Source organism: Lacrimispora xylanisolvens (assembly GCF_002934545.1).
Taxonomy (GTDB): Bacteria; Bacillota; Clostridia; order Lachnospirales; family Lachnospiraceae; genus Lacrimispora; species Lacrimispora xylanisolvens.
In genome coordinates, this window is the sequence record NZ_PTJA01000014.1 from 44,620 (window position 1) to 56,546 (window position 11,927).

Genomic DNA, 11,927 nt, shown 5'->3' on the forward strand with positions numbered 1-11,927 from the left:
ATTTACAATAGAATTGTAGCAGATAATTGCCCCAGGTTAAAAGACCTGGGAGATCATTGGGTGGAGGTTTATGAATGAGAAAGAGATTTAACAAGTGGTCTGCGCTGCTTACTGCTGGCGCAATGACAATGACCCTTCTTTCCGGCTGTCAGAAAGCAGCATCTACGGATGGAACCGGGCAGACAAGCAAGGCTGAGGAGACAACACAGACAACAGCACAGACGACAACGGCGGAAGAAAAAAAGGATTCGGCAGATGCCGGTTCCACGCCAAGGAATGAAACTCTTTATTTCAACGGACAGCAGTGGGGGACAATTAATGACTGGAATCCGTTAAGCTCTAATTCAAACAATGCAATGGCAATCACACAGAACGATAATGCAAGAGTGATTGTATATGAGACACTTTTTATGTATAACATGCTGGACGGAAAACTTTACGGACTTTTAGGAAAAGACTATTCCTGGAACGATGGACAGACAGAGCTGACCATAACCTTAAACCCGGATGCCAAATGGAGTGATCAGACTCCGGTTACCGCACAGGATGTTGCATACACCTTTGACTGCCATAAAAAATACGCCTCTGCACAGGGAAGTGATTATTCCAATTACATTGATTCCGTTGTAGCGAAGGACGATCATACCGTAATATTTAAGGCAAAATTAGATGACAAAGGTCTTCCAGTGAATCCTTTAAAGGTTGTGGAATATGTTCCGAAAATTTATGTTATGCAGAAAGCCTACCTCCAAAAAGTGGAGCAGCGTAATGGCAACGATGCAGACAAAATCAAACAGGACCGCATGGACGATTTCGTCGCTTCCGGACCTTATAAATCCTATTACAACGACGACCAGAAGGTTGTTTTTGTAAGAGATGATAATTATTGGGGAAAAGCCCTGTGGGGAAAACTTCCTGCACCCAAATATCTGACCCACGTAATTTATGAGAATAATGCCGCAGGAGATACTGCGTTTAAATCCGGAGAGGTTGATGTTTCCCAGCAGTTTATTACCAATGTACAGAAACTTTGGGAAGAAGACGGCCTGCCAATCTCCACCTATATTGATGAGGCACCTTACGGCGTCTGTGCCACCATGCCTACCGCTTTCTTTAATGTGGAGAAACCAGGGCTTGACCGGAAAGAAGTAAGAAAAGCAATTGCCATGGCTGTTGATTATGATCAGATCATCGCTTCGGCCATGTCCAATCAGTCCCCAAGTTTTAAAGATGTGCCTCGTTCCATTATGAACCCTACTTCCGGGGAACAGGCGCTGGTGAATCAGGAGGCGTTAAAGGATTATCAGTTTACAGGCAATGATGTGGAAGGCGCGAAAGCACTTTTAGACAAGGCTGGTATTGTGGATAAAGATGGAGACGGAATCCGTGAAATTGACGGCAAGAATCTTACCTTTAAGGCTGAATGTCCGGATGGCTGGACGGACTGGAATGCATCTTTGGAAATCGTTGCAGCAGCAGGAAGCAAAATCGGAATCGGAATTGAAACTTATTTCCCAGATGCCAATACCTTCTATGACGATATGACCACCAGGAAATTTGATATCTGTATGTGGAATCCGCCTGCAGCTTCTGTAGCAAACCCATGGGGCAGAGCTATGGCCTTTATGTCCACCGATTACGCCAATCTTAAAGTAAACTGGACCGGCAACTACGGCGGTTATATCAATGAGGATGCAAACAATCTGTTAAAGAAGATCCCGTTGGAGACCAATAAAGATACGCTGAAAGAGTATTATACAGAACTGAGCAGGATTTACTTAGATGAGGTTCCTTCCTTCTCCCTGATGTACAGACCAATGCTGTTTCACGCAGTGAATGAAAGTGTATGGACCGGATTCCCGCAGCTTGATGATGGTGACAACATTCCTCCAACAGACTGTACCGATGGTTACGGAATCGCAGCGCTTTATAAACTGGTAAATGTAAAATAAGAGGAATTACAAAAGGGGTGAGACTTTGATGGGATATAAAAAATATTATACCAATAAAATCATCTGGTATCTGATAACTCTGGTAATTGCTGTTGTGCTGAATTTCATTCTGCCCAGACTGATGCCAGGTGATCCGGTCTCAGCCATTGCAGCCAGGGCGGTAGACGGCATGACCGATTCTACCGCAATCCAGGCTGTATATGAGGACTATGCGGAAAAATTTGGTGTCAATCTGCCTATGAGCACGCAGTTTCTTATTTTCATAAAGAATGCTTTGAGAGGGGATTTTGGAGTTTCCTTCAGCCAGTATCCCAGAACCGTTGGGAATATAATTGCTTCATCCGTTTGGTGGACCGTCTGTCTTCAGCTTCCTGCAATTTTGCTTGGCTGGATTCTTGGTAATGTCCTGGGAGCAGTTTCTGCCTATAAGAAGGGTATATTTGATAAGGGAATTCTTCCTGCATTTTTATTTATGAGCAATGTACCGGCTTTTGGTATGGCGACTGTTCTTCTTTACATATTTTCACTGAAGCTGGGTCTGGCTCCTTCCAGCGGAGGCTATGGTTTTGATTTGATTCCCAGTGCTAGCATTACATTTTTCCGTTCTGTTCTGGCTCATTACCAGCTTCCATTCTGGTCTGTTGTGCTTATAACGGTTGGTGGTCAGGCGATCGGAATGCGTTCCATGTCAATCTATGAATTAAATGCAGATTACGTAAAGTATAGCCGTTTTATGGGGATTAAGGACAGAAAAATTGTGGGATATGTATTTCGAAATGCCATGCTTCCCCAGATTACGGGTCTTGCCATGTCCATTGGAACCATGATCGGAGGGGCGCTGGTAGCGGAAATTATCTTCAGTTATCCGGGTCTTGGAACCACACTGCTGGCTGCAGTCAAAGGAAGGGATTACCCCTTAATATCTGCCTGTACCCTGATTATCACAATCATGGTATTACTGGCTAATTTATTTGTAGAGCTGATTTACGGTGTCATTGATCCCAGGATCAAGGCAGCACAGCAGGATTAGGAGGGCGAGTGATGAAAAACCAGATCAGACAGATTTTCCATTCCCCTAAATTTACAGTGGGATTTATCATATTTGCAGCATTGCTTGTGTTAACCGTTTTTTATCCTTTGATTGTGACCAATGATCCTTTGGAGATGGTTGGGCAGGGAAACTTTTTTAAGCCGGGAACCTATATCTCAGTCTCGGAAGCGGTGAATACAAATCCATATACCTTAAATTTAAATGCATCCTCCAGCAGACTTGAGCAGAATTTAAGCATGGAGGAACGTATGGCCATGGCTGACTGGCTGAATCAGTTTGCAGGCATTTCCTCAAAGGAAATGGATGTAACGGATGCCGGGGGACTTGTTTCACTGTGGAAAGACCATTATGACTCAACCAGTGAGCAAAAAGGTCTTATCGCTGCCAGAAAAAAGTATTTCAGCCGTCTTGACAAAAAGATTACAGGTCTCCTTGAGGACAGAGATGTTCTTCTGGCTGAAAAGAATCAGGAGACAGGGGAAGTATCGGTAAAAAAGACCATACCATCCACCTCTTATGTCAATGTTAAGGACGTAGGAAGCAGGCGGGTATTCATTCTGGGGACAGATAATTTCGGACGTGATGTATTGACAGAGCTGGTGGCAGCCATTAAAACTTCTTTAAAAATAGGATTTATTGCAGGACTGATTGCCACAACCATTGGACTTTCTCTGGGTCTGATTGCCGGGTATCTGGGGGGAATCATCGATGACTTTATTTTGTTTATCACCAATCTGTTTACTGTAATCCCCAGCTTTATTCTTCTTATTCTCATTTCCTACAGCATAGGTAAAAATGCCAGAGGGGTGATGATGGTGGCATTTATAATCGGACTTACCTCATGGACCTGGACTACCAGATCGGTTCGTTCCCAGGTGATTTCTCTTCGAAACAGAGATCACGTGAATCTGTCGAAGCTTTCCGGGCACAGTCTGTTTCGGATTATTCTGACTGATATTCTTCCATACATAGCATCTTACGTTGTAATGGCACTGATTTTACAGATTTCCTCCGGAATTCTTGCAGAAGCCCAGTTATCCATGATCGGGCTCGGTCCTGCGACAACGACGGTATCCACTCTTGGTCTTATGATGAACTGGGCGATGTCTTACAGTGCACATTTGAATGGGGACTGGTGGGCTTATTTTCCCGTCATCATTTCCATCGCACTGATTTCATTTTCCTTAAATCTGATGAATACGGGACTGGATCAGATATTTAATCCGCAGTTAAGAGAGTGAGGAGGATAAAACGTGGGAAAGACAATGCTGGAAGTGGATCATTTAAAAACAAAATATATTACCAGATTTGGGGAAAATGTCTTTGCAGTTGACGGAGTATCGCTTAAAATAGAAGAAGGGAAATCTCTTGGAATCGCAGGGGAATCAGGCTGCGGAAAATCCACACTGGCACTGAGCCTCATGGGGTATTATTTTGCGCCCCTTCATTATCAGAGCGGGACCATCAAGGTGGATGGAGTGGATATAACCGAAATGAAGCCGGATGAAATCCGTAAGAAGGTACTTGGCAATGAAATTGCTTATATTCCTCAGGCTGCCATGAATGCCTTAAACCCCACACAGAAGATTATTTCTTTTATCGAAGATGTCATACGGGCTCATGACCCTGGTGCTTCAAAAAAAGAGATTTATGATCTTGCAAGGGAGCGGTTTGAAATTCTGGGACTGCCGGAAAGTGTCTTAAAGAAACATGCAGTGGAACTGTCCGGTGGCATGCGGCAAAGGACAGTCATCGCCATATCCACTATTTTATCACCCAAAGTACTGATTGCAGATGAACCATCTTCTGCGCTTGATGTGACTTCCCAGAAGATGGTAATCAAGATGCTTCGGAACTTAATGGAAAAAGGCTTTATTAAATCCATGATATTCATTACCCATGAGCTACCTCTTCTTTATAATGTTACAGATGAGATTATGGTGATGTATGCGGGGCAGATCGTGGAGCATGCAACTGCGAAGGAGATGGTTTTTGATCCACTCCACCCATATTCCAAAGGCCTGATGGGTTCCATCCTGGTTCCGGAGAAGGGGGCAAGAGATGCCAAGCTGACTGCCATACCCGGTACTCCGCCTAATTTAAAAAATCCACCCAAAGGCTGCCGGTTTGCTGATCGCTGCCGTTATGCCAAGCCTGCCTGTATGCTTCACCCAATTGCGGAAAGCCGCCTGGAAGACGGCCGGATGTACCGCTGCTATCTGGAAGAAAAGGAATTAAGGGAGGTATATCAGGATGAGTGAAGAAAAAAAATCAGTACAGAACAGCTCCTGTTTAAGCGGATCTGGTGTGACGAAGATCTTTGGAATGGGCAAGGAAAAAACAGTGGCGGTGGATCATGTGGATTTCCAGTTTCGGGAAGGTGAGATTGTATCGATCGTAGGTGAGAGCGGTTCCGGGAAGACAACACTTTCTAAGATGCTCTTGGGATTAATCAGTGTCACAGAAGGGGAGATATGCTTTCAGGGAAAGCCGCGGGATATAAAAGGCTATCGTAAGAAGAAAGAGTATTGGAAGGGAATTCAGGCGATTTTTCAGGACCCGTTTTCCTCCTTTAATGTATTTTATAAAATTGATCAGGTGCTTTTAGACTGCATTAAAATGAGAGGCGGCGCCAGACTCCCTTATGAGAAAAAGGTGGAGATGATGACGGAAGCCTGCCGTTTTGTTAATCTGAAATTTGAAGAGCTGACCAACAAATATCCCTTTGAGCTTTCCGGAGGTCAGATGCAGCGTCTGATGATCGCTAGGATCTTTCTGTTAAAGCCGGCGATTCTGCTGGCAGATGAGCCTACTTCCATGATTGATGCCTGTTCCAGAGCCACCATACTGGATATGCTGTTAAAGCTGAGAGATGAGACCAACATGACCATAATTTTCATCACTCATGATATCGGGCTTGCTTTTTACATTTCTGATTCCATCTACATCATGGAACATGGAAAATTTGTGGAATCAGGAACTGCAGAAGCTGTGATTCTAAATCCCAAGGCGGCTTATACAAAACGCCTTATTAATGATGTACCCAAAATTCATGAAGAGTGGGACTTATCGACGGTCTGACTGCGGATTGAAAGGAGAATGTATGAAAAAAAGGGTAATAGACAAAGCATTTGTAATGCGGATTGCCTCAGAAGAAACCTGGTATCCGGCAACGGTGCCTGGCAGCGTGTATGGTGATCTTCTGGCCAATGGAGTGATAGAAGATCCTTACTGGCGGGACAATGAGTTAAAAGCGCTGGAGCTGATGAAAGAAGATTTTGAATATGTGGGTGTTTTTGACGGAGATGACGAGATATTAAAGCAGGAAAAAGTATACCTTCACTTTATGGGACTTGATACTCTGGCGGACATCTATCTAAATAACACCCCCCTTGGCAGTGTAAATAACATGCACCGCCAATGGAAATTTGAAGTAACAGATGTAATAAAGCAGACAGAAAATGAGCTTCGGCTGGTATTCCATTCGCCCACCAGGTTTATTGAAAAAGAATATGAAAAGGATAAAATCGGAGGTTCCGAGGATGCCATGAGGGGCTTTTCAAAGCTGAGAAAGGCGCATTGCATGTTTGGCTGGGACTGGGGCCCCAGACTTCCGGATGCCGGTATCTGGCGGGATATTTTCCTGACTGGTGTAACCGGCGCCAGTTTTAACAGTGTTTCGGTCAGCCAGCGCCATGAACCGGAAGGGGTTTATTTAAATTTTAAGGTTTTAGTCGTCCGAGTTGGCGATAACCGTCTGCTTGATTGGGAGAAAGATAACCAAGAACTTCTGAAAGATGGTTATACTTTGAGCATTACAGTCACAGACCTTGCAGATAAGAACCAAAAGAAGGTTCATACGTTTGGTGGAAAGCCAGAAGAAATTCTCATTGAAAACCCCAGACTCTGGTGGCCCAATGGGTATGGTGAGCAGAATCTTTATTCTGTGCAGGCCCGGCTTTTGAAAAATGAGGAAGAGGTCGATACCTGGGAAAAGAGGATCGGTCTTCGAACGCTTACAATGAAAAGAACAAAGGATGAGTTTGGTGAATCCTTTGCTCATGAGGTTAACGGAGTCAGCTTTTTTGCCATGGGAGCTGATTACATTCCTGAAGACTGTATATTAGGCAGATGCAGTGAGATGAGAACAAGGCAGCTGCTGACCCAGTGCAAGGAAGCAAATTTTAATGTGATCCGGGTCTGGGGAGGCGGTCATTATCCCTTTGATGGGTTTTGGGATATCTGCGATGAGCTGGGACTGGTAGTGTGGCAGGATTTCATGTTTGCCTGCGCACTTTATGATCTGACAGAGGAATTTGAAGAGAACGTCCGAAGGGAATTAATTGATAACATCCGAAGAATCCGCAGTCACCCAAGTCTGGGGCTCTGGTGCGGCAACAATGAGATGGAGATGTTTACAGATACGGAAATCTGGGGATGTACACCCAGACAGAAAGCCGATTATATTAAGCTCTATGAATATATAATACCGAAAATATTAAAGGAAGAAGATCCATATACCTTTTACTGGCCTGCCAGCCCCTCATCTGGGGGAAGCTTTGACAACCCCAACGATGAAAACCGGGGAGATGTCCACTACTGGGATGTGTGGCATGGTAATAAGCCTATTACAGAGTACCGCAAATTTTATTTCCGGTACGTTTCAGAATTTGGTTTTCAGTCATTTCCATCCATCAAGACAGTGGAGACTTTTACGGAAAAAGAGGACAGGAATATCTTTTCCTATGTCATGGAAAAGCATCAGCGCAATTCCACAGCTAACGGAAAGATCATGAACTATATGGAGCAGACCTTTTTATATCCCAGTGATTTTGATACCCTTCTTTATGCTTCCCAGCTTTTGCAGGCAGAGGCCATGCGTTATGGAGTGGAGCACTTTAGAAGAAACCGGGGACGATGTATGGGAGCGATTGTCTGGCAGCTCAATGACTGCTGGCCGGTAGCTTCGTGGTCGTCCATCGATTATTACGGAAGATGGAAAGCGCTTCATTACTATGAGAAGCGGTTTTTTGCCCCTCTTATGATTTCCTGTGAGGAAGAGGGAATTCTTACCCAGGACACCAATCCCAACGCCCAGCCTTATGAGGTAATGAAATCCATACGACTGTGCGTAGCCAACGAAACCCAAAGGGATGAAACGGTGACTGCTGTCTGGGAGCTGAGAAAAAATACCGGAGAGATAGTAAAAGGCGGGCAGGAAGAATGTGTGGTTTCAAAGCTTTCTTCCCTGTGGTTTGAAAAGATTTCACTGCAGGATGCCAGTCTTTATGAGGATTATGTCAGCTATAAACTGGAGCAGAGGGGAGAAACCCTGTCCCAGGGAACGGTTTTATTCTGCCCGCCCAAACACTATCATTTTATTGATCCCCAGCTGACTGTACGGTCAGACGGAGAAAATCTGATTGTGGAGGCAAAGGCTTATGCCCGCTCTGTAGAAATTCGTAATAAAGAGGATAATCTTCTGTTAAGTGATAATTTCTTTGATATGAATCAGGGAGAAAGAAGAGTCCGGGTTCTAAAAGGTCTGCCAGAGGAGTTAACTGTGAGAAGTGTTTATGACATCCGATAATATAAATGAAAAGAAGGGATAGATAAAAATGGATATAAAAAAGTTGGTTGGGGAAATGACATTGGAGGAAAAAGCGGGATTGTGTTCCGGTGCAGATTTCTGGCATACAAAGACAGTGGATCGGCTGAACGTTCCGGCCTCTATGGTGAGTGATGGCCCTCACGGGTTAAGAAAGCAGGATGAGAAAAGCGATCATTTAGGTGTCAATGACAGTATAAAAGCAGTCTGTTTTCCTACCGCATGCGCAACCGCTTCTTCTTTTGACCGGGAACTGCTAACAAGTCTTGGGGAGGCTTTGGGAGATGAGTGTCAGGCGGAGAATGTCAGTGTCATACTGGGACCTGCTGTTAACATTAAGCGTTCGCCTTTATGCGGCAGAAACTTTGAGTATTTTTCGGAAGATCCCTATCTGGCGGCTGAGATGGCAGGAAGCCATATTAAGGGGGTACAGAGTAAGGCGGTAGGTACCAGTCTAAAGCATTTCCTTGCCAATAATCAGGAACACAGGCGTATGACCTCTGATTCTGTAGTAGATGAGAGAACACTGCGGGAAATTTACCTGGCTGCTTTTGAAGGGGCGGTAAAAACTGGAAAGCCCTGGACTGTGATGTGTTCTTACAATAAAATAAACGGAACTTATGGTTCGGAAAACAGGCGTTATTTAACGGACATACTAAGAGACGAATGGGGCTTTGACGGCTATGTTATGAGTGACTGGGGAGCGGTGAATGACCGAGTTGCAGGAGTAATTGCAGGGCTTGATCTGGAGATGCCTTCCTCTGGCGGAGTCAATGATGCACGTTTGGTGGAAGCAGTGAGAGACGGACGGCTGAAAGAAGAAGTTCTTGACCAGGCCGTCACCAGAATTCTTACCATTGTTGACCGATACTTAAAGAGCCGGAAGCCGGAAACCGTATGGGATAAAGAAGTTCATCACGAACTGGCGAGAAAGATAGAGGGAGAGTGTGCAGTACTCCTGAAAAATCAGGGAATACTTCCTCTTTCTGATTCCGATGAAGTGGCATTTATCGGCTATTTTGCAACTCATCCCAGATACCAGGGAGGCGGCAGCTCACACATTAATTCTATAAAGGTAGAGTCTGCTGTGGAAGCGGCCAGGGACAAGGGGGTAATCTATGCCCAGGGATATGAAATCGATGGAGATCAGGGGAATAATACCTTGTTAGAGGAAGCTGTTGAAGCGGCAAAGAAGGTAAAAACAGCAGTTATTTTTGCCGGCCTCCCCGAATCCTTTGAATCTGAGGGGTATGACAGAACTCATATGGCTATGCCGGAATGTCAGAATGCCTTAATTGAAGCAGTGGCTGCCGTTCAGCCCAATACAGTAGTGGTGCTTCACAATGGTTCACCAGTGGAGATGCCCTGGATTCATAAGGTAAAAGGAGTGCTGGAGGCTTATTTAGGCGGTCAGGCAGTTGGCGGTGCAGTTGTGGACATTTTATACGGTCATGTAAACCCAAGCGGGAAACTGGCTGAGACATTTCCGATCAAGCTGGAAGATAATCCCTCCTATCTTTATTATGGCGGAGAAAAGGATCGGGCAGAATACCGGGAAGGAGTATTTGTAGGATACCGGTATTATGATAAAAAGAAGATGGAAGTGCTGTTTCCATTTGGCCATGGACTAAGCTATACCACCTTTGAATACAGCAATATGAAAGCTGATAAATCAACCATGAAGGATGATGAAACGGTGACCGTTTCTCTTGATGTCACCAATACAGGTAAGGTGAAGGGGAAAGAGGTTGTACAGATCTATGTGGAAGCGCCGGACAGCCATGTAATCCGCCCGGTGAGAGAACTGCGTGAATTTGCAAAGGTTGAATTAGAGCCTGGAGAAACAAAAACAGTAGCGTTTACTCTTGGTAAACGGGCATTTTCCTACTATCATGTGGAATTAAAAGACTGGTTTGTACAAACGGGTGCATATTTCATACACGCAGGATCTTCATCCAGAGATCTTCGTCAGATGATCAGTGTGTACGTAGAATCTACAGTAAAGGAACCGATGGTTTACGATTTAAACAGCACCATAGGGGACATTTTGTCAGATCCGGATGCTGCAGAAATTATTACCCCCCTTATCGACCGTTATAAAAAAGGCAGTGCATTGGGGAATTCCGACGGAGATGCTGCTAAATCGGCAATTTCGCAGCAGATGGACGACGCCATGTTCCGTTATATGCCTCTTCGCCAGATATTAAGCTTTGCACCAGATGTCAGTTCTTTAAAAGAACTGCAGGAATTGGTGGACTCTATTAATGATAAGAAGTAGAAATATAATTATATAAATTCAAAGAAGAGACGGGCATGATTTGTTGCCTGTCTTTTCTTTGAACTTCCTGCTATGGTGTATTATTCCTTATTGTTGACAGTTGTGAATCCATGCTTTATGCTGTATTAAAAAACAAATCAGTGAAATGATAACAAATACATCGGCCGCAATTGATGCTGCAAGGAGGAAACATGGTACGGGATCTGATATATCAGCTGCAAATTATTGTTAATACAGAAGGGGTAGACGAGACGAATTCTACCATAGCCAGAGTTATCCTGGAAAACCTGGACAAGGATATGGAGAATATATCCATTATGGAACTTGCAGATCTGTGCTATACCTCCATTTCTACCATAAGCAGGTTTGTAAAAAAGCTGGGATATACCAGCTTTAATGAGTTCAAATTAAAATGTATTGAGAAGCGAAGGCTGGATTCGGAAATTTTGGTAGATAATGAGTTCAATCTTTGTTTTGGATCCAGAGATGATAAAGGACTTGTCATTGGACTGGCTCAATCCATTGGAGAATCATTAATGAATTTTGCCGACAAATTAAATCTGGAGGAAGTGGATCAATTGATCCAAATGATTCATGAAACAAAGGAAATTAATTTATTCGGTTTTCATTTATCCGGATATTTTATCCAGAACCTTCAATATCATCTGTTTCTTGCGGGTAAATTTGCAAGTTACGCCTGTCTGGAAGGTGATCAGGAAAAACTGGCGGAGATGTCTGCCACAGACAGTCTGTCTATTATTTTTTCTGTTGATGGTAATTTTTTAAGAAACAAATCTGAGATCTTCTTTACATTAAAAAAGAATGGCGGGAAGATTGTTCTTGTTACCCAGAATCCGGCTCTGAAGATGGCGGGGCAATGTGATTATGTGTATTATTTAGGTGACTATAAAGGTGCTACAGAAGGAAGATATAAGCTGCAGCTTTATACCGAAATTCTTATTAATCGTTATTGTCAGAAGTACGGGCAAATCAAAAAATAATTCTATTTTCAAAAAATGAAAATCAATATAAAAGAAG

The 11,927-nt window shown here is 43.9% G+C and carries 8 protein-coding genes; all 8 read left to right on the top strand.

Annotation, left to right across the window (positions count from 1 at the left end):
* Window positions 1-74: 74 nt before the first annotated feature.
* The 8 genes from BXY41_RS21550 to BXY41_RS21585 all read left to right on the top strand — a co-directional run bounded on the left by BXY41_RS21550 (window position 75) and on the right by BXY41_RS21585 (window position 11,890).
* Window positions 75-1,952 (top strand): ABC transporter substrate-binding protein, encoded by a 1,878-nt coding sequence (locus tag BXY41_RS21550; RefSeq protein ID WP_104438949.1) that lies wholly within the window; start codon window positions 75-77, stop codon window positions 1,950-1,952.
* 28 nt (window positions 1,953-1,980) lie between these two features.
* A complete protein-coding gene (locus BXY41_RS21555) occupies window positions 1,981-2,982 on the top strand; it encodes an ABC transporter permease (RefSeq protein ID WP_207657087.1) in 1,002 nt (333 codons plus the stop codon).
* Window positions 2,983-2,993: 11 nt separating this feature from the next.
* Window positions 2,994-4,244, top strand: a complete 1,251-nt coding sequence (locus BXY41_RS21560) for an ABC transporter permease (RefSeq protein WP_104438951.1) — start codon at window positions 2,994-2,996, stop codon at window positions 4,242-4,244.
* 12 nt (window positions 4,245-4,256) lie between these two features.
* Window positions 4,257-5,264, top strand: a complete 1,008-nt coding sequence (locus tag BXY41_RS21565; protein WP_170072520.1) for an ABC transporter ATP-binding protein — start codon at window positions 4,257-4,259, stop codon at window positions 5,262-5,264.
* On the top strand, window positions 5,257-6,084 hold the full coding sequence (locus tag BXY41_RS21570; RefSeq protein ID WP_104438952.1) for an ABC transporter ATP-binding protein: 828 nt from the start codon (window positions 5,257-5,259) through the stop codon (window positions 6,082-6,084). The genes BXY41_RS21565 and BXY41_RS21570 overlap by 8 nt, the downstream gene beginning before the upstream one ends.
* Window positions 6,085-6,106: 22 nt before the next feature.
* A complete protein-coding gene (locus BXY41_RS21575; protein ID WP_104438953.1) occupies window positions 6,107-8,593 on the top strand; it encodes a beta-mannosidase in 2,487 nt (828 codons plus the stop codon).
* Between the two features lie 28 nt (window positions 8,594-8,621).
* Window positions 8,622-10,889: a glycoside hydrolase family 3 C-terminal domain-containing protein gene (locus BXY41_RS21580; RefSeq protein WP_104438954.1), complete on the top strand. Its 2,268-nt coding sequence runs from the start codon at window positions 8,622-8,624 to the stop codon at window positions 10,887-10,889.
* Between the two features lie 191 nt (window positions 10,890-11,080).
* Window positions 11,081-11,890 (top strand): MurR/RpiR family transcriptional regulator, encoded by an 810-nt coding sequence (locus BXY41_RS21585; protein ID WP_170072522.1) that lies wholly within the window; start codon window positions 11,081-11,083, stop codon window positions 11,888-11,890.
* The last annotated feature ends 37 nt before the right edge of the window (window positions 11,891-11,927 follow it).